This window comes from Nocardia transvalensis, assembly GCF_015477765.1.
GTDB classification, from domain to species: domain Bacteria; phylum Actinomycetota; class Actinomycetes; order Mycobacteriales; family Mycobacteriaceae; genus Nocardia; species Nocardia transvalensis_A.
The window spans coordinates 259,556-277,382 of the sequence record NZ_JADLQQ010000003.1 but is presented as its reverse complement, the minus strand read 5'-3'; the positions used below and the strand labels follow the sequence as shown (position 1 = coordinate 277,382).

At 63.3% G+C, this 17,827-nt stretch carries 19 protein-coding genes and 1 tRNA gene; 6 read left to right on the top strand and 14 right to left on the bottom strand.

Annotated features, from left to right (window positions below):
• Positions 1-39 precede the first annotated feature (39 nt).
• The 6 genes from IU452_RS09305 to IU452_RS09280 form a co-directional block, all read right to left on the bottom strand.
• Positions 40-618 carry a hypothetical protein gene (locus IU452_RS09305; RefSeq protein ID WP_195108548.1) on the bottom strand — a complete coding sequence of 193 codons (579 nt, stop codon included), beginning with the start codon at positions 616-618 and terminating at the stop codon, positions 40-42.
• A gap of 91 nt (positions 619-709) precedes the next feature.
• Complete coding sequence (locus IU452_RS09300) at positions 710-1,762, bottom strand: hypothetical protein (protein WP_195108547.1); 1,053 nt, start codon at positions 1,760-1,762, stop codon at positions 710-712.
• 108 nt (positions 1,763-1,870) lie between these two features.
• Positions 1,871-2,491: a hypothetical protein gene (locus IU452_RS09295; RefSeq protein ID WP_195108546.1), complete on the bottom strand. Its 621-nt coding sequence runs from the start codon at positions 2,489-2,491 to the stop codon at positions 1,871-1,873.
• Positions 2,492-3,007: 516 nt separating this feature from the next.
• The gene (locus tag IU452_RS09290; RefSeq protein ID WP_195108545.1) at positions 3,008-3,295 is read right to left on the bottom strand and encodes a hypothetical protein; all 288 of its coding nucleotides are present in this window, start codon (positions 3,293-3,295) and stop codon (positions 3,008-3,010) included.
• A 647-nt stretch (positions 3,296-3,942) separates the two neighbouring features.
• Positions 3,943-4,155, bottom strand: a complete 213-nt coding sequence (locus IU452_RS09285; protein WP_195108544.1) for a hypothetical protein — start codon at positions 4,153-4,155, stop codon at positions 3,943-3,945.
• Between the two features lie 16 nt (positions 4,156-4,171).
• Positions 4,172-4,519: a hypothetical protein gene (locus IU452_RS09280; RefSeq protein WP_195108543.1), complete on the bottom strand. Its 348-nt coding sequence runs from the start codon at positions 4,517-4,519 to the stop codon at positions 4,172-4,174.
• 217 nt (positions 4,520-4,736) lie between these two features.
• Here IU452_RS09280 and IU452_RS09275 point away from each other — a divergent pair, with 217 nt between their 5' ends.
• Positions 4,737-5,975, top strand: a complete 1,239-nt coding sequence (locus tag IU452_RS09275) for a helix-turn-helix domain-containing protein (RefSeq protein WP_195108542.1) — start codon at positions 4,737-4,739, stop codon at positions 5,973-5,975.
• Here IU452_RS09275 and cutA read toward each other — a convergent pair.
• Complete coding sequence (gene cutA, locus IU452_RS39460) at positions 5,956-6,288, bottom strand: divalent-cation tolerance protein CutA (RefSeq protein WP_195108541.1); 333 nt, start codon at positions 6,286-6,288, stop codon at positions 5,956-5,958. The two genes, IU452_RS09275 and cutA, sit on opposite strands and share 20 nt — an antisense overlap.
• Before the next feature lie 120 nt (positions 6,289-6,408).
• Here cutA and IU452_RS09265 point away from each other — a divergent pair, with 120 nt between their 5' ends.
• Positions 6,409-7,548, top strand: coding sequence for a DUF1152 domain-containing protein (locus IU452_RS09265; protein ID WP_416382304.1), 1,140 nt, complete (start codon positions 6,409-6,411; stop codon positions 7,546-7,548).
• Between the two features lie 159 nt (positions 7,549-7,707).
• Here IU452_RS09265 and IU452_RS09260 read toward each other — a convergent pair whose 3' ends face one another.
• The 5 genes from IU452_RS09260 to IU452_RS09245 form a co-directional block, all read right to left on the bottom strand.
• On the bottom strand, positions 7,708-8,214 hold the full coding sequence (locus tag IU452_RS09260) for a DUF6968 family protein (RefSeq protein ID WP_195108539.1): 507 nt from the start codon (positions 8,212-8,214) through the stop codon (positions 7,708-7,710).
• Between the two features lie 631 nt (positions 8,215-8,845).
• Positions 8,846-8,953 (bottom strand): DLW-39 family protein, encoded by a 108-nt coding sequence (locus tag IU452_RS38035; protein ID WP_228817081.1) that lies wholly within the window; start codon positions 8,951-8,953, stop codon positions 8,846-8,848.
• Positions 8,954-9,146: 193 nt separating this feature from the next.
• The gene (locus IU452_RS09255; RefSeq protein WP_195108538.1) at positions 9,147-9,866 is read right to left on the bottom strand and encodes a hypothetical protein; all 720 of its coding nucleotides are present in this window, start codon (positions 9,864-9,866) and stop codon (positions 9,147-9,149) included.
• Positions 9,854-10,450 (bottom strand): TetR family transcriptional regulator, encoded by a 597-nt coding sequence (locus tag IU452_RS09250; RefSeq protein WP_195108537.1) that lies wholly within the window; start codon positions 10,448-10,450, stop codon positions 9,854-9,856. Before IU452_RS09250 ends, IU452_RS09255 begins: the two co-directional genes overlap by 13 nt.
• Complete coding sequence (locus IU452_RS09245) at positions 10,443-11,501, bottom strand: dihydrodipicolinate reductase (RefSeq protein WP_195108536.1); 1,059 nt, start codon at positions 11,499-11,501, stop codon at positions 10,443-10,445. The genes IU452_RS09250 and IU452_RS09245 overlap by 8 nt, the downstream gene beginning before the upstream one ends.
• Before the next feature lie 402 nt (positions 11,502-11,903).
• Here IU452_RS09245 and IU452_RS39145 point away from each other — a divergent pair, with 402 nt between their 5' ends.
• Positions 11,904-12,113 (top strand): hypothetical protein, encoded by a 210-nt coding sequence (locus IU452_RS39145; RefSeq protein WP_195108535.1) that lies wholly within the window; start codon positions 11,904-11,906, stop codon positions 12,111-12,113.
• A gap of 25 nt (positions 12,114-12,138) precedes the next feature.
• Here IU452_RS39145 and IU452_RS09235 read toward each other — a convergent pair whose 3' ends face one another.
• Entirely contained in the window at positions 12,139-12,837 is a 699-nt protein-coding gene (locus IU452_RS09235) for a PAS and ANTAR domain-containing protein (protein WP_195108534.1), read from the bottom strand.
• Between the two features lie 345 nt (positions 12,838-13,182).
• Here IU452_RS09235 and IU452_RS09230 point away from each other — a divergent pair.
• From IU452_RS09230 to IU452_RS09220, 3 genes are all read left to right on the top strand, one after another.
• A tRNA-Ala gene (locus IU452_RS09230) sits at positions 13,183-13,255 on the top strand.
• Positions 13,256-14,120: 865 nt separating this feature from the next.
• Entirely contained in the window at positions 14,121-15,122 is a 1,002-nt protein-coding gene (locus tag IU452_RS09225) for an alpha/beta hydrolase (RefSeq protein ID WP_195108976.1), read from the top strand.
• Positions 15,123-15,177: 55 nt separating this feature from the next.
• The gene (locus IU452_RS09220; protein WP_416382303.1) at positions 15,178-16,197 is read left to right on the top strand and encodes an alpha/beta hydrolase; all 1,020 of its coding nucleotides are present in this window, start codon (positions 15,178-15,180) and stop codon (positions 16,195-16,197) included.
• A gap of 1,065 nt (positions 16,198-17,262) precedes the next feature.
• Here IU452_RS09220 and IU452_RS09215 read toward each other — a convergent pair.
• The gene (locus tag IU452_RS09215) at positions 17,263-17,649 is read right to left on the bottom strand and encodes a hemophore-related protein (protein WP_195108532.1); all 387 of its coding nucleotides are present in this window, start codon (positions 17,647-17,649) and stop codon (positions 17,263-17,265) included.
• Positions 17,650-17,827: the final 178 nt, after the last annotated feature.

Genomic DNA, 17,827 nt, shown 5'->3' with positions numbered 1-17,827 from the left:
GCCCTAGCCGAATCCAGCTGGGGCGGTTTTCTCTTCGGATCAGAACGACCACTCCCAGCCGCCGCTACGCCCCAACGGAACGAAGGTGAGCACACCTGTTTGCGTGCGCGAATCGAAAACCAGGTGGAAGCTGTACTTGGACCCAGGCACAAGAGACTCGGGCACGTCGTAGTCGCGACACTGTTGCGCACTAATGCTGTCGGCTTGCGGCTGCGTGATCCCGTTCGCGTCCACGATCGCCCAGTTGTTCCTGGGAAGGAAGCCACCTGGCAGCGCGGCAATCTCGAAATCCGGCGTCGTTTCGGCTTCCACGGTGGCGACGACGAAGTGCCCCTTCTCAGGCGGCTTCGCAAACGGCGATGTGCACGGCGCATCAACAGTAAGGTCCGTGATGGTCCACCGCACCACCGGAGCCTGCCCAGGCTTGCCGATCCCGGACTCCTCACCGATGTGCTTAACGATGTTGTTGCGCTGCGACTTTGGCGGTGCCGCCGAACTCGTCGTGCTCTGTTGTGTCGGAATGGGACTCAACGTGGGTGCCTGTGGGCCGTTGCCCGAGTTGCAGCCCGCGAGTACGACAGCGGCTCCGACGGACAGCACGACCGCGAATATCCTCATGTAAACCCCCTGGGGTAATCGTCGCACGGTACATACGGTCGCGGCCCGGCCCCGTTACCCTCGCACGGACGTTGCCGGATCTCCCACATCCTCAACCACCCGGAAGAGTGTTATCGCCCGGTCGCCGCAGCTTCTCGTTACGGAGGCGTTCCCTTTCCCGTTCTAACAGGAAGCCACGGGTCGACCCTGCCGACGGCGGCTCCCGAAACGGCGATTCAATGCCCGGCGTGGGACGCGCGACCATCAGCAAATCCGCCACCTCGCGGGACATGTCGCGAACCTTCCCCATGGATGCCGCTTCCCGCTCCTCCCGTGCCACCGCCGCCAGCCGATCCGCTGCCTCCCGCTGCTGCTGACGGCCCAATTCGGCGACAGGGTCTCTTTCTGGTTGACGGGTCCGATCGCCCGGTTCCGGTGTGTCACGCCCGCCTTTCTCAACCGCGTCAGGTTCGTCCCGCCCGCGGGCCTCCACCTTGGGTGGCGGCATCTCGCGGGCCACCCGTTCGGCGGCCTCGCGTTCCACTCTGGCGCGTTCTTCCTTGGTGATCGGTTCCCGTTCCGGCTTGTCCCGTTCCTCTTTTCCCTTGGCCTCCTTCTGCTTTGCTCTCGCCGCTCGCTGCTGCTGCAACCGGTTACGTGCGTCAATAGCCCGCTGTGCCGCTTCTTGTGTTCGTGCTCGGTCTCGGTCTTTGCGGGCTGCTTCCCGTACCCGCTGCGCCCGCATCAGGGCTTTCACGTTCACGTTCAGTTCCAGCTGCCGCGACCGTTCCCGCGCCTCGAGCGCCTTGCCTTCCCTGCGCGCCTGCTCGGCTTCGGCGCGGCTCAACTCCACCACCTGGAACCGGCCCGGGAAGTCCCGCACCAGCTGTACGAGCTTGTCTCTAGTGGCTTTGTCGAGAGCTCCGTGTTTCACGACCCATGTCCCGGTTGCGTTCGGGTCTCGGGCCAGGACGTTGCGGTCTTTGTCGATCTGCCGGGCCGTTTTCGGTCCGCCGACCCGGTTGCCGAACTTGTATTCGGTGAAGTCCCGGCCGCCCTTTTCGTTGATCCGGGCCGTGTCGTGCCGACGTTCCGATAGTTCCGTTTTCACGGTTTGTTCATTGCGCCAACCGTTTTCGCGTGTCTCGCCGCGTTGCTGAGCCATCCCCCGATGGATTTGCCGCCCCCGATCCTGGGGAGTGTGACCTTCACGTCGATGTCCGCGACGACGGTGTTCGTCGTCGCCGTCTTCCACCATCGCCCCCTAGCTGGATCAAGTCCGGTCTTGCACACTAATCCGGTACTGCATTGCGCGGTCGTGCATTTCGGTCGTGACCACGGAGAAGTCACGATTCCCTTCGTCGTCGGGATTGCCGTCGTCGTCCACCGGTGTCAACGCCTGGAACAGCAGGTCAACTGGATCGTCAACTGTTCCCTCATGTTCGGTGTCATACGCCCACTCGTAGCCGACTCTCGGGTTCACCGGCTGTTCGTCGTACATGGGGTTCGGTCCGTCGTCGCCGTTGAACCACATACCACCGCAGCGGGTGACGAAGTAGTTGCCGAGATAGCAGGTGAATTGGTCGACCGCATCCCAGTTGCGTGGCTCGTACGCATCATCGACAGTGGGAAAGAAGTAGTCGAGGGCTTCCGGAATCCACTCTTCCATGAAATCAAGGTCGTAGCGGTCCACGTTGGTCGGGAGGGATGGCAGGAAATCGCCGTTCCATTTGCGCCACCGGTCCGGTCCGCTGGTCGGGATGGACGGCAAGGTTTCGGTGAACAGTTTCTCGATCTGGCCGTTGATGCGGTCCGGGTCCTTCCATGCCAACCATGCCGGATCGCGCTGGGCGCCCTCATCGAACCAGCCGGGATTAATTCGTTCGTCAATCACCAATTCCGCACACCCCTCGCAGACGTCAACACCGTTGATTCTGTCGGATCGTATCGAGCTGGGCTGGCATACAGCCATTTCGTGCCAAGATGTTCGCGTCTTCGCTGCTCTAGCTGGATCTCGTTGCCTGGCCTGTCGCCCTCCACTGCGCCTACCCCTCTCCTATTCCAGCCGAGCATGCCAGTGTGACCGATCAAGGAAGGTACGTCCACGCGATCCAGCAGTCAGCTTGCGCCTTCGCGTCTTCCACATCGTTGTGGGCGCGCGATTCCTGCAACACGGGTCCGTAGGAACGGACGACCCTCCAAACGCACGTCGTCGCTGTGGTGGCCTTCACGCACGCCTGATCTGCGCCGAGAGCTTTGGACAACCACCATTCGCGTTCATCACCTTCCAGGTTCCAACCGGCGGTGGCGTGATGCGGGCGGATCGGGCCGAATGGCTCGACAATAGACCGGTTCGAGGCCTGCCCGGCTGAAGACAGAAAGTCACTGCGGTACAACAGAACTCACTTACCTACTGGTCAATCGGACGCTTTTGAGGCGCGTTGTTGCCGATGAAGTCGGCTTCGTCGTTTACGACGCGGACGCCGAGCCACGGGCATCGTCCAGGGCCTACCGGCAGTGCAGCGTCGTGCTCGCCGATCTTGCCGTCAATCAGTGGAGCCATCGCGAGGCAGAATCGGGACGGGCACATAACCTTGACCAATTCACCGGTCTTCCCGTTGAACGAGCCAACTCCACACATAGACAACTTGATCCACGGGCCATCGTTGGGAATCTGCTGCGACTGTTCGCTACTCATAATCTCTCTCGTCGTTCGATTTGCAAGTGAGGATTAAGGGCAGCGCTTCCGGCCGGACGCGGATGGCATCACATGTTCCGGCCGACCGGGGCGCTGCCCGGAATTGACCGCACAACCGGTCATATGACCGCGTGCTTTGTATTCAGTTATGAGACAGTGTGATGAGCGAACCGATCATGTCTCACCCCCTTCCGGTGCCGTTCGAATTCCTTCCCGCACCGCACCGCCGTTTCCTCGACTGCGCGTGAGTGGCAGTGCGGAACGTCTCGCTCCCCGTTTGGGGTCCGGCTTGACCACACCGGCCTCGACCAACGTTTGCCATGCCGCAGCCTTGCGCTGACATGTATCCGTGTCGCAGTCGAGATGCTGTTGCATCACGCGATGCGCTTCGGCCACCGTGAAGGGCCTCGGCGGTGCAGCGTGTGTCCATGGCTCAGGCGGCCTAACCTGTTGCCAATTCCGCCGTTTCCGGGCGTCTTTCCGCGTTGCGCGGTGATTGTGCTGCGAGCGAGGCAACTCATCGCGCGGGTAGGTGATGTCGCTGCCGACAACCACGCCAACCAGCACGATGCAGAACACCACGATTGCGACGGTCCAGAACGCGGGCGACGTCACTACGTCCCACCACCCCGCGGTTGGGATTCCGCTCATACCAACCACGACGCCCAAGACGCGGGTGTAGGGAACGTCCAGCGGTTGCACTGATAGGCGAGGATGATCTGCCGCACCACACTGCATGACTCGGGCGTGTCGAAGTACCCGGCGATGCAGTCGGCGTGCTCCGTGGCCAGCAGCTTCTTGGCTGTATCCTCGTCCGCCAGGGCGCTGCGAGGGTCGTCGAACGGCGCATGACCGGTCATCGCAGGTACTCCGGAGTCATTCGTACTCCCCTTGTCCCGCAGTGAAATACGCCGTCGCGGCCAGGTAGGGCGGGCACATTCCCGCTCCGTGGTTCACGTGCCGTTCGAGAAGGCGCTGAGCCTGTATCGGGTCGCTGATACTCGGATCAGCGCTGCACTCGTATAGCTTTGTGCAGCAAAGGATCTCGACGACAACAGCCGAGACCTCGTCGGCGTCCGTCGGAGCGTCGAGCAAACGCTGGATTGGGTTGTTGACCTGCCGCGTGGTACGGGCCAGATCGAACTCGCTATGGCGGGTGTCGTCCCGCAGCTGGCGCCGGGCGTTTCCAGAGAGCTCTTCGACCAGAAATCGGTTTGCCTTCATGTGCCTGCGCTCCGTGTCAAGGTGAACGGTTGAGGCACCCACCGCCAGGGATGCGCCGCCGACCGGGGTGGCGTCGGTATGGGTCGGTCGACGTGCCGAGGGGCTGAAGGCTGAGGCGTCAACCCGGCGGCGGGGCTTGATTTCAGAATTCCGGTTGTACACAGCCCGGAACAGCGCAAAACTATGGGCAAACAACGGCTACCGACCGGCGAAAGACGTGGGGACGAACGAGCGGTTCAAGTCGCTGAGGTTGGCTCGGGGGTGGACTCAGGCCGAGCTGGCCGAATTGGTGTGCCAGCATGTCGAGCGGACAACCGGGCACCGGTCGGCGGTCGACGCACAGGCGATCAGCCGGATCGAGTGCGGCGAGGTTTCTTGGCCACGAGGTGCGACTCGGCAAGCTCTCGTGGCACTGTTGGAAGTCGGATCACCGGATGACCTCGGTCTGTATCCGAAACGGACCCAACGTGACGCCGAAAGGGAGGAAGCCACGAAACGCCGAGCCTTCCTGGCTCTGGCCGGTTTCAGCGCAGCCGGTCTGGCCGAGACGCCGCGCCGAGTCGGCACCGTTGACGTTGAGGAGATGCGCCAGAAGTTTGCGCGACTCGTCGGAATCGACAGCTACTTGGGCGGCGCTGACACTTTCCGGACCTACTACGTGGAGTTGGAGCGCACCGAGCAGACGCTAAGCCGGTCGTGCTGCTCTCCCGCCGCAAGGAGAAGCCTCACAGAGCTAGCTGCCGAACAAGCGCAGCAGTCCGGATGGGCAGCGTTCGACGCTGGGTTCAAAGACAAGGCAATCGATCTCTTCAAATACAGCCACCGTGCAGCCGAAGAAGCCAATAGCCCAGAACTTGCAGCAAACGCATACATCCACATCGCCTACGCCAGCGGTACCGAGGATGCGGTGCAAGCAGCTGACTCGGCCTGTCTTGCAATAGGTCTCAGTGCGCCGCCGAAAGCGCGAGCGCTACTGGAGTCGCGCCGGGCGTGGTCGCTGGCGATCTCCGGCGACTGCGACGGAGCTGCCCGCGCGCTCGACACCGCCCGAGACGCACTGCAGAACGACGACGGAACCAAGGCAGCCTGGTGCGCATGGGTCAACCACGCAGAACTCGACATCATGACAGGCCGAGTCTGGTCAGTCCTCCACCAACCGGATAAGGCAATCGCGCCATTGAGGAGCGCTCTCGCCACGTACCCCGACCAGTGGGCTCGTGACAAAGCGCTCTACCTAACCTGGTTGGCCGACGCCTACCTCGACGCGGGGGACGACGTAGAGGCCCTCTCAATTGCGAAGAAGGCGTTCGACCTCTCAGTCACAATCGCATCAGCGCGACCACTAGCCCGAGTACGAGAAGTCGCGCAACGTTGCGCCACGATGGGCATCGTTGGTGCGACCGACTTTGCGCGTCGCACAGGATCGGCCTGCGCGCCTATTCCCGCTCGGCTGTAGTGCGCTCTATCCATTCGGCGTAGGTCTCAAGGCACCATTCCACAGGGGTAGCCGTGACTTCCGGACTGTCCCACGGATGAAGCTCAGCCACGCGAGCAGCAAGACGATCTCGAGTAGTGGCGGACGTGCGCAGGCTGACACGCCACTCATTGCCTTCGCCAAGTTCCCCGAGGTGCCAGAACACCGAGACGGCCGGACCGGTGATCTCGGCTCCAGCCGCGAGACGTTCGCCAACCACGGCTCTCGCTATAGTTCGCGCGTCCTTCTCAGTCGGGGTCGTCGAGGTGACCGTCCAAACTCTCGCCTTTGTCATAGTCGCCACATTAAGCTTCGGGCCTACAGCGCGGGCAGAAGCGTTCGATACGTCCAGGTGAGCGGATTCACCGCTGCCAAAGGAGGATCGGTAGTAGTGCGCATCGGTGTGACCGGGCATATGTACATCACGGTGGACACGGTGCCGCTCGTGTACGAAGAGATCGGTCGTCACCCCACCAAGGCGATAGCGATTGCCGCTGGTGGGGGAGGAGATGCGGTTTCCGCCGCCATGCTCGCCTCAGTTATGCCGGAACTGGGGGTAACGGCGATCATGAGCTATTCGTGGGACCGGTTCATGATCGACCCTTCCCCCGGTCCTCGCGTGCGTGAGGACTTCCATGGGCTGGTTGACCGTGGGGGTGTCGCGGAGATCGTGGAGACGGCCGCGCTGCGGAAAGGCCGATCGACGCTGCCGCGATTGGCTGGCTGTATTAGTCACCCACTGCTGTTGCTGGAGGCGGACGCAGGCGCCACCGGGTTGGCCGAGCTAATTGGCCGCGCGGCGGCAGTGTTCGACGCGGACGAGGTGGTCGTGGTTGACGTCGGCGGCGACATCCTCGGCGAAGGCCATGAGGCGAGCCTGCGGACTCCGCTGGCCGACTCGCTCGCCCTCGCCGCGGCCGTGCAATCCGGGATTCCCACTCGCGTGCTGGTGGCCGGGATCGGCATGGACGGGGAGCTATCGAGCCCCGAATTGAGGGTCCGGCTCGACAAACTCCAAGCGCAGCCGGTCGCCGAACTCACCCCGAAGGACGTTGAACCCTTCAACGACATCTGGTCCTGGCATCCGTCGGAAGCCAACGCGCTGTTGGCTGCTGCCGCAGGCGGGTGGCGCGGCGCGGTAGAGACGCAGCGGAACGCGCTCCTGGATCTCAACGCCGCCGCGACCATCGTCTACGAGATAGACGCTCGGACGCTGCTCGATTCGTCGCTGGCAGCGCCCCTCCTCGGCACGACCAGCCTTGATCAGGCGGAACAGTTGTTGCGAGACCGCCGCGGCGGCCGCAGCGAACTGGATGTCGAACGCCGCAGAGCCGCAGGCGAACACGCCGAAGTGCGGATCCCGTCCCTGGACACCTTGGACGTCATCGACCGGTACGTCGACCAGGCTGCCGCCCGCGACGTCGACGCGCTCACCGTGCGCCGAGCCGCCGAGCTGGTATCCGCCATCGACCCGGCCGCCACGGTGGCGTTGCGCGAACTGCTGGGCCGACGACGGCCGGACAATTTCCGGCCGCCGCTGTATCTGGTGCTGTGACTGGATTTCGACGAAGCGAACGCCGACGCCTATGAAGCCGCGAACGAGGCGGTGCTCGGTTCTTGCGACCGTCTGATCGCTGTGTGGGACGGTCAGGAAGGCGAGCGCAGCGGCACCGGCAGCTTCAGATCCCGGGTGGCTGGCTTCCGCCCGGCAGCGTCACGGCGCGGTGCGCACCGGCCAGTCCGGCGGAAGTTGCAACAAGGCACCGATCATTCGTACGGCGGTCAACAATGCCTGCATTCCGTCCCAGCCTCCCGCCACCGCAAGCGGCCGGTCGTCGACATGAAACGGACACAACGCCAGCTGATTGCCGTCAGCCTGGAACGGCCGACCGATCCTGACCAGGTGGCGATGGCCAACCTTCGTGATCGACCGGGTCGCCACCACCTCGCTCATCTCGGCGGGAGCGGATGCATGATCGGCAGCCTGGTTCGGGAAACCGAGTTCGGCGGGAATGACAAACCGGGCGCGGTGCGCGTCGTGGTTCGCCTCCGCCAGCAACTCACCGATCTGGACGAGCGCACCATACAGCGCGGTCAGATCATCTGTCCCGTGCGCGGTGCGTTCGTGGCCGTCGATCCGGAATACACATTCGGCGCCGTCACTGTCGATGGGCCGGGGCTTGTCCACCTCGATTGCGACCGTCTGCCCGTCCTCGGCCACCAGCCGAGACGCGATGACACTGCGGCCGACACCACTCACCGTCAACCTCCAAGCCCGCGGAGACCTACACCTGCGAGCACGGCGTAGCCCAACGGTTAGACCTTAAACGTCGGCCCGAGGTCCGGCGAATGATGCGTGGCGGATACGGGAATTGCGGTGCCGGCACCGGCGGGTCGAAGCGGCTCTGTGCATCCGCCCGCCGGTGCCAGCTGTATCCGAGACAGCGCGCGGCCGAACCCTCCCAAGGACGGTCATGCACCATCCGATATTCGGAGCGGCCGTCGAGTCGGCGGGGTACCAGAAGGGTCGGGGCGACCAACTTATCGTCGATTGATGTGTGCCGCCGATCCCGTGCACCGCCACGACCGCGGTGCGCGCTAACCTGCCCGGAAATCTGAGTGGGCGGTGTTAGCGTGACCCGGTCCGGCGTTCTGCCTTCCTTGTCCGGACATGCATGGACGACGTCGAAGATCGGGTGTGCCCGCCTGGAGAAACGCAGCCCTGGGCGGGCGCACCGAGCCGTGCGAAGAGGTGGAGGAAGCTCGCCGATTCCGCCGGCACAGCCTGAGCAGTCGTTCACCGGCGTCAGCAACGGAGTTCGCGCCGCGAGAACACTCCGGCGAGCAGGCGCTCAGCGGGCGGTTACCTCATGCCACAGGTCCGCCTCGTTGCGCTGACGGAACTTGCTGACAGCGAAGACGACCGCAGCCACGAGACCCAACGTCACCAGAATCCTCATGTATCCCATCCTAGGCGTTTCGCACTGGACGCCGTGTTGTCGTTCGCCACCGTTGTGGGACCACCGCGTTGCCAGTCGTAGGACCACCGACAGCCGGTGATCCACTGAGTGAACATGTTCCAGATCCGCTGTGCGGACCGATCATGGCGACGACAGCTGAACGACCGCAAATGCCGATGAGCGAGCGCAGAACTTATCGGAGGAACCCGAAGGAGTCGGTGTTGATCAGGATAATGCTGGCGGCCATGCCCCATGCCGGTGCGAAGATCCACAGGCTGTTCGTCCCGCCGATGAAGATCGCGAGGTTGCGTTTGGTGTGCCCGACGTGCTCCTTGTTGAAGAAGTAGGCGACGTAGTAGATGACCGTGCCGTAGAACATCATCCAGAAGATGACCAGGCCCATGATCCCCAACGTGCGCGCCGGCATGATGTCGAAGGTGACACCGTAGATGAACAGCAGCGACGGGATCAGCGTCACGTACCCGTTGCCGGAGTCGACCCAGAACCCGAACGACCGACGGTTGGCATAGGCGGGATCGAACAGCGAGTACGACGACCAGACCTCCGCCCAGGTACTGGGCAACACGATCTCACGGAGTCGGATGGGGGCGGTGAAGAAGTCGATCACCCGGTCGAGTTCGCGTCCGCGGTAGTCCGCGACGAACTGCGTGTGCTGGCGCTCGATCAGTGAGATGCGCAGATTCAGGCAGATCTCCCACAGTGCGATCATCACATTGATCCAGGTGAACGCCACCAGAGTGAGCTGCCCGACGTTGACGCCGTATCGTGCGATATGCAGGGCGATCGGTACCGCGGCACCGACCACGACGAAGGCGGCCACCACCATCCAGACACGGAGAATTCCGGCGCTGCGCGCAGGGTGTGCCGCTGCGGGTTCGGTTACTTCCAACATTGGGTCCTGGTTCCTTCGAGGGCTTGTTCGGTGAGCTGATGCAGGGTGGGGTCGCGGGGATCGTCGTTTTCGAGCCAGCGCAGGAAGGCGAACTCGGCGGCAGCGAGCAGGGTGTGGACGAGCAGGCCGGGCCGGATATCCTCGTCGGGTTGCGCACCCATGCGGTCGCCGACGAGTTTGGTCAGCTGCGCGCGCTCGAACTGGCCGACCACTGCGACTCGGTCGAGTACCTGCGGTGCGGCTCGAATCGCGGTGCGCCAGTTGCCCAATGCCTCCTCCTCGGCGACAAATGCTCGGCTCCACCGCAAGCTCGCCTGGCACAGCGCTTCTTCGGCCGACTCGCTGCCCGGCCGTGCCTGCAGGTTGTCGACGATGACCGCACCGGCCCGGCGAAGAATGCCCAGCAGCAGGTCCTCTTTGTTGGTCACATACCGGAAGTAGGTGCTGTGCCCGATACCTGCGGCCGCCGCGATCTCCTCGGTGGTCACCGCGTCGAAACCGCGCTCGGCGAACAGTCGCACCGCTGCCCGTTGAATGTCTCCACGGATCTGTGCCTTCTGCCGGTCCCGCAACGATTCAGCCACGCGCGCCGCCCAGATCCGGATGTGCGCGCCCCGCGACGACGGGCAGGTCCAGGCTGGATTTGATCCCGGGTGCGGCCGCGCACACGTACGGGATGGAGTTGACGCAGTGGTTCGCGGTCGCCACGATGCCGGGATTGCGTTTCAGCCCTTCCGCGATGGTCGCGGGCTGCCAACCCCGAATGGTCACGAAAGTGTCGGGGTCTCCCTTGATCTCGATCTCGTAGCGTTCCCCCTCGGGCCCGAATTCCCAGGCCGGCTCCAGGTTCTGCTCTCCCATCAGCCAGTTGACCGCGATCCGGACGACCGGCTGATCGCCGACCATCGCCTCCCACGCGAAGCGCTGCCCCGCGACCTGGCCCGGCTCGATGATCCCCATCGGCGACTCGATCGGTGCAGCGGCCACGGCGATCTCGTGCGAGGTCTGGATCGGGGCGTCGGCGAATCCCAGTGTGTCCAAACACATGCGCACCGACTGGGTGAACCCGCCGGTCAGCAGACCGAGCATCGGGGATTCGCGCGCCTGCTCGGGGGTGTCGCCGAAGCCCATCACCCACCGCAACACGTCGGGGGCGTCGTAGGTGCGCATGTCGGAGAACTCCTCGGCCCGCACGAACGTCACCTTCGACGACATCGCCGAGAGCACCAGCGGATGCAGATCGGTCGTCCCGCCGGGATTGATGCCGACACCGTGCAAGGTGACGCCACCGTCGATGCACGCCCGCGCCAGTTCGGCATCACGCTCACTCGGATAGAACCAGCCGACCGGGGTGACCACGTTCTTGCCGGACCGGAGAATGCGCGCCACCTCACCTGCATTCGGGATCAGCGGCGCATACACCACCACGTCCGCGTCCAACGCCAGGATCTCCTCGACGTCGTCGGTGGTGATGATCCCCACCTGCTGCGTGCCGAGGATGTCACCGACATCCTTGCCTCGCTTGGCCTCGGAATGGACATAACAACCGACCAGATCCAGCTCGGGATGAGCCCGCACCGCTTCGACCGCTGCCTTGCCCACCCCGCCGGTGGCCCACTGGACAACCCGAAACATGACTCTCCTCGGAGATAGAGTCTCTTACTACGAGAGAGTCTCTCTCATGAGAATAGGGTATCGCATCGCGCGCTGGGTGCGGACGGTCGGCTGGCCGGGAACTCGGTCGGACCGAGGTCGAGCTTGCGCACTTCGACCAGCGAGTACTGGTTTGCTGCGGCTTGTTGCTCTGTCCGTTGGCTGCTTCGCGGCGGCGATGTCGCTGTCCCTGCCTGCGTCCGCGGCAAACGCCGACGTGAGCGGGGCCGACTACACTTGCGACACAGCGGAGTTCACCGACGAACGGACGCTAATGGGCTGAAGCCAGCGTGTCGCCAACTCTCCCGAATCTAAGGACGACGGGCGGAACGCGCCGAAGGAGGGATCGATTGTGGGGCCGTTCACGCTCGGGGAGCGCGAAAAGTGGGTTCGATCTCGCCGGGTTCGCAGCCGCACATCCTGTACACCTCGGGCGACCACTCCCAGCGGCGGGTGGAGAACCAAAAGCGGAAACTGCCCACCATCGGCCACTCGGCAACGGAATGGGCGCTGATCGCGCGTGCGCACAGCGATGCCCATCGGAACGCGGACATGCCGCCGTGCGGGCGGTTGCCGGACCGAAATGTGCTGTGAGAAAGTGCCCTTCGTGCTGCGGCGCTCACTCCGGTGGTATGCGTTCATGCGCGGTCAGCAGCAGGTGGTCGAAGTCCGACACAACCTCCGGTGCCGCTGGCAGTGCGAGGGACAGGTCGTGGATCAGCTGGGCGGCGAGGGCCCGCAGCCGAGTGTTGGTTTCTTGTGACCGCCAGACCAGAATCTTGAACGCTTGCTCGGCGTTGATCCGGTATACCCGCATCAGCACGCCTTTGGCCTGTTCGATCACTGCGCGGGCTTCGACCAGGTCGGGAAGCGTTTCATCCAAGGTGAGGCGTTTAGCCTCGTCCATGGCGGTGTTCAGGTCGATGTAGTAGCCGCAGGTGCCCACCGGTTTGCCGGTGTCGTCGAGTATGCGGTCGGCAACCACCAGCACCATGTGCTCGGTACCGACCGTGTCGATGATGCGATGCCGGCTGGAAAACGGCTCGCCGCGTGCGATCGATCGTGCGATCATTTGCGCCACATAATCGCGGTCCTCGGGATGCTTGTGCTCGAGCATCAATTCGGTCGTCGGTTCGACCTCACCGGGCTGGTAGCCGTACATCCGGTACACCTGCTCCGACCATTCCCAGACCTTGGTAGCGAACCAGAACCTGAAGCTACCCACAGCCTGATCGCCATTGCCCCCATCACCGTTACCGGCCGGTGACCCCTCGGACGCCGCTCTCTCCGTCACCGCCCAAGTATCGCGCACGCCCATCGAGCCTGTCCCCCGGACACGGGCACGGATCCGCTCATGACGCGGTAGCTAGCCGCCCCGAGCCGGACGCTGAGCGACTGCCCGACAGACACCCGATCCCCGGCCGAACATCCGATATTGCCGCTGGTGGCGCGTTCGGGAACGAAGCCTCCGCCAATCGAAAGTACGATAACTTGTTCCACTTCCGCACTGCCGTCGGTGGTCCCACGACCGACAACGTAGTGGTCCCACGACGGTGGCCAACAACAGCCGTGTGGACTGGGCTGACGGTTCCGCGCTACTCTCAGGCATCGAAGCGAGCCGAGCTGCGCCTCGGGTGAGGTCAGCTGCGGGGACTTTCGTCCGGGGGCCTTAGCTCAATTGGCAGAGCACTGCCTTTGCAAGGCAGGGGTTACGAGTTCGATTCTCGTAGGCTCCACAACCAAACCACCATCCCACCCGTCACAGTCAGCGCCGCTTGGCTTTCCCCGTACACATCGGGGGAGCTCCGCTGTCATCCCCCGTCGAGAATCAAGAATGTGGACGCGGTCCACATTGACGGGCTATGCTCGGGCTTCCAACCGCGCCGAGATTCATCGAGATTCATGTAGCCGCTCGGTTGACGTGGGGAAATAGGGCTCTGGACCTCCGACCAGCAAACTTGCAAGCGGGGGATTGGGGTTCGATTCCCCTAGGCTCCACAAGCTTGCCCACTCCTGTGCGCGGAGAGCGCGCACCGTTGCTTGTTTCGCGTGTTTTGTGGGGGCGCAGCCCCACACCCCGGCCCGGAGGGGCTTCGCCCCCCGGACCCCCCTTTTGGGTTGAGCAACCCCGGGGTGTGGGTGGTTTTGGTTGTATACGGAGACTCCTCGGGGGTGGGCGGATTGAACCTCTAGGAAGACTCCTTGGGTGTGGGGGTGCTTGCCTTTGGAGAATTCTCGGGTGTAGGTGGATTTGGATGGACTTGCTTCTTGTTCGATGGGCGTGTCCTCCAGAATCCCCGCCGACCGGCCGCCAGGCCGGGCGGCGGGGTCATCGAACCGATGTTTGTGCTTGGGGATTGGGAATCGGGCATATTAGGCATGGGTTGGTCTGAAACTGGGCAAATGCCGTGGATCCGTCTTGGTGGGGTGAAAATGGTGGATGCGCAACGGACTTGGGGGTAATTGGTTCGATGTGGGGTGTGTCGTTGCCGGGGTGGGGAAATCTTGTGCTGGAAGCTTGGGGCCATGAATTGGACCGTAAGCGCAGAAACACTTGCGTCTCGCTGTGTGCGTTCCGTGGCGAATGTCGCGGTGGCCGGGATGGTTGCCGGTGTTCTGACGGCAGTCGGTGTGTCGGCCGCTTCGGCGGAGCCGGTCGCGCGGCCGGAACGGTTGGCCGCCAATATCACGTCCCCGGACGGATCGCGAATTACCGCGGTCGAGCGGATGGACGATCGCAACATTCGGCTGCAGGTGTACTCGGCGTCCATGGACAACACGTTTCCGGTCGAGGTGCAGCGGCCCGCGGACACCTCCCGGCCCGCGCCGACCCTGTACTTGTTGAGCGGGGTCGACGGCGGCACGAATGCGGCCTCCTGGCAGGACCAGACCGACGTCCGTCAGTTCATGTCGGACAAAAACATCAATCTGGTCCTGCCGATCGGCGGCAAGTTCAGTTACTACACCGACTGGAAGAAGGACGATCCTGTTCTCGGTCGCAACAAGTGGAAAACCTATCTCACCGAGGAGCTTCCGCCTCTGATCGATGCGGCGCTCGGTGCCAACGGGGTCAATGCCATTGCCGGCATTTCGACCTCCGGAACGTCCGTGCTGGCGCTGCCGATCGCCAAGCCCGGGCTGTACAAGGCGGCGGCCGCCTACAGCGGCTGCGCGCAGACCAGTGACCGTCTCGGTTCGTCGTTCATCAAGGCGCTCATCAACGGGATCGGCGGCGGCAACGTCGACAACATGTGGGGGCCCGTCGGATCACCCGACTGGGCCGCGAACGACCCCTATATGCAGGCCGAGAAGCTGCGTGGCGTAGAGCTGTACATCTCGTCGGGCAACGGCCTGCCCGGAAAGTACGACGTCCTCAACGGTCCGCGTGCCCTGCCGGGTCCGGACGGATTGGCGAATCAGCTCCTCATCGGCGGGGCCATCGAGGCCGCCACCAACTACTGCACGCACAACCTGCAGAACAGGTTCGCGTCGCTGGGGATCCCGGCGACGTTCAACTTCACCGCAGGCACCCATTCGTGGGGTTACTGGCAGGAGGAACTCAAACGGTCCTGGCCGGTCCTGGCTCGCGGAATGGGCGTGTAACTCTATGAAAAGGACGGTGAGTGTGGAAGTTCAGGAATCTCGCTGTGGACGTTTCGTGGCGAGCGCCGCGGTGGCGGGGATTGTCGTCGCACTGTTGGCGGCGGTAGGTGCGTCGACGGCTTCCGCCGCTCCGATCGGCCGGATAGGCAGCGACGCCGTGGCCGCCGACGGCTCGCGTATCACCGGTGTCGAGCACATCGACGCGCGGAACGTCCGGCTTCAGGTGTACTCCGCAGCGATGGACGAGACCTTTCCGGTCGAGATCCAGCTTCCCGCAGATAGATCGCAGCCGCGGCCGAGCCTGTATCTGTTGAACGGTGCCGGTGGTGGAATGGATGCCGCATCGTGGAAGGAACAAACCCACGCTCTGGAGTTCTTGTCGGACAAGAACGTCAACGTGATCATGCCGATCGGCGGCAAGCTCAGCTACTACACCGACTGGATCAAGGACGATCCTGTTCTCGGTCGCAACAAGTGGAAAACCTATCTCACCGAGGAGCTTCCGCCTCTGATCGATGCGGCGCTCGGTGCCAACGGGGTCAATGCCATCGCGGGACTGTCCACCTCCGCGACGTCCGTGCTGGCGCTGCCGATCGCCAAGCCCGGGCTGTACAAGGCGGCGGCCGCCTACAGCGGCTGCGCGCAGACCAGCGATCCGATCGGATCACAGTTCGTGCGTGCTGTCGTCAACCAGTGGGGGAAAGGAAGCGTCGAAAACATGTGGGGTCCGGTCGGATCGCCCGAATGGGAGGCGAACGATCCCTACGTGCAGGCCGAGAAGCTGCGTGGCGTCGAGCTGTACATCTCCTCGGGCAACGGTATGCCCGGGAAGCACGACGTGATGAACGACCCGTACATCATTCCCGGGCCGCGCGGTGGCCTGGAACGGCAGATCATCGTCGGCGGTGCGATCGAGGCTGCCACCCACTACTGCTCGCAGAACATGCGTGACAAGCTCGCGGAGCTCGGCATCCCGGCGACATTCAACTTCACCGCCGGCACCCACTCCTGGGGTTACTGGGAAGACAACCTCAAGCATTCTTGGCCTGTCCTCGCCCGGGGCCTGGGTTTGTAACGTCCTACCTCGACGGTCGGCCTGAACGAGGGCCGGGTGTGGCAGATGGTTGCCACCCCGGCCTTCATGCATTCTCGGACAAGTGATTCGGCGGAAACACTCGGGCCGGACGCCCCTCCTGCAGGCGTCCGGCCCGGGGTCTACCCCGACAGGTAGCGCGCTAGATTACCGCGACGATGGCGCCCAGCATGATGCCGAGGAAGGTGACGAGCAGGGTCACGGCCACGCCGAGAACGCTACCGACGACGGGCAGAAGCATGTTTCCTCCTGATTGTGGGTTCGGGAATCTGTTCGAATGGAACCGGTGATACCGGAATCCGTGCAGCACTACGAAACTGTTGCGATGCTGGTTCACGTATTTGGGTCGGACGCCCGACTTGCAGGCGTCCGACCCGTAATCCGTCTCGTCAGAGGATTGCGACGATGGCACCCAGCAGAACGCCGACGAAGCTGACGAGCAACGCTACGCCGAGCCCGAGAACGCTACCTACGAGGGGCAGCAGCATATTTCCTCCTGATTGTTGATTCGTGTAGGTGTTCAGCCAGCACTGAAACCGAATTACGTGAAGAAGACCGCCGGTCGAAGACATGCCAACCCGATCCAGATGGTTGGCGAGTACCCGGCGGTTTGCGACTGTCCTGCGGATTGAAGCGGGCTTATGGCTGTTCCACACACTCGGGCCGGACGCCCCTCCTGCAGGCGTCCGACCCGAATATATGTGCTGGCGTCAGAGGATCGAAACGACGGTGCCCAGCAGGACACCGACAAAGGACACCAACAACGCCACACCGAGACCCAGAACACTACCAACCACGGGCAGAAGCATGATTCCTCCTGATTGTCGGTTCGCTGTGTCTAGCAGATGTGATCATGCCAACTGTCACGTTGCTGGCGTTGAACTGATGCGGCGTGTCGGGGAAGTTCACTGAGTCTTTCTCGATCGGTGCGCAGATTTGCCTGCCACGCCGACCCTCTCCGACAGCTACGAAAAGAATCAACCAGCCGGTGTCCGAGACCAATGTCCGAGCATGTCAGCGGTTTCGCTGACCCGTGGTCGGCGCTGTTCAGTACTTGTGGCAGACCTCGGCCACGCGCCGCAGAGTAGGTCCGAGATCCGGTTTGTACTCGCCGATGTCGAGCATGTTACCCACGATTTGCTGGCTACTGAGCTGTTGCATCACCTTCTGTCGCAGGTCGACCGGCTGAGTAAGCATCACTTGCAACATGGCTTTCTGCATGGGCGCGGCATCGAACTTCGCCGCCGCATCGGGTGCCACATCATGCATCGCGGCATCGACTTGGGCAAATGAACAGGTCGAGGTCAGCAATGGGCTGCTGTCCTCGATCAGACCCGCGGCGGTGGCGCTTCCCGATCCGAACAACGCAGTGCCCGCGGCAAACCCGCCGATGGCGAGCGTGGCGATCCCGTACCGGGCGTTGAGCATCCTCATGAATCCACCCTTCTTTAGTTCGATCGAATGTCAGGTGCTGTACTTCGCAGGGATGGTAACCGACGAACGCGAGGTGATAAGCCAAGGTCTTGCTTCGTTTTTCGTTTCCCGCACACGGCCGCGAGCAGACCGATCTCTTCGCCCGCATAACCATCGATCCGAGAGGCGCGGGGAATCA

Bases quoted from the DNA above. Each gene is read 5' to 3' on its own strand.
- IU452_RS09305 (WP_195108548.1), bottom strand. From the start codon at position 618: ATGAGGATATTCGCGGTCGTGCTGTCCGTCGGAGCCGCTGTCGTACTC.
- IU452_RS09300 (WP_195108547.1), bottom strand. From the start codon at position 1,762: ATGGCTCAGCAACGCGGCGAGACACGCGAAAACGGTTGGCGCAATGAA.
- IU452_RS09290 (WP_195108545.1), bottom strand. From the start codon at position 3,295: ATGAGTAGCGAACAGTCGCAGCAGATTCCCAACGATGGCCCGTGGATC.
- IU452_RS09285 (WP_195108544.1), bottom strand. From the start codon at position 4,155: ATGACCGGTCATGCGCCGTTCGACGACCCTCGCAGCGCCCTGGCGGAC.
- IU452_RS09280 (WP_195108543.1), bottom strand. From the start codon at position 4,519: ATGAAGGCAAACCGATTTCTGGTCGAAGAGCTCTCTGGAAACGCCCGG.
- cutA (WP_195108541.1), bottom strand. From the start codon at position 6,288: ATGACAAAGGCGAGAGTTTGGACGGTCACCTCGACGACCCCGACTGAG.
- IU452_RS09265 (WP_416382304.1), top strand. From the start codon at position 6,409: ATGTACATCACGGTGGACACGGTGCCGCTCGTGTACGAAGAGATCGGT.
- IU452_RS38035 (WP_228817081.1), bottom strand. From the start codon at position 8,953: ATGAGGATTCTGGTGACGTTGGGTCTCGTGGCTGCGGTCGTCTTCGCT.
- IU452_RS09255 (WP_195108538.1), bottom strand. From the start codon at position 9,866: ATGTTGGAAGTAACCGAACCCGCAGCGGCACACCCTGCGCGCAGCGCC.
- IU452_RS09245 (WP_195108536.1), bottom strand. From the start codon at position 11,501: ATGTTTCGGGTTGTCCAGTGGGCCACCGGCGGGGTGGGCAAGGCAGCG.
- IU452_RS09235 (WP_195108534.1), bottom strand. From the start codon at position 12,837: ATGGGCGTGCGCGATACTTGGGCGGTGACGGAGAGAGCGGCGTCCGAG.
- IU452_RS09225 (WP_195108976.1), top strand. From the start codon at position 14,121: ATGGTTGCCGGTGTTCTGACGGCAGTCGGTGTGTCGGCCGCTTCGGCG.
- IU452_RS09215 (WP_195108532.1), bottom strand. From the start codon at position 17,649: ATGAGGATGCTCAACGCCCGGTACGGGATCGCCACGCTCGCCATCGGC.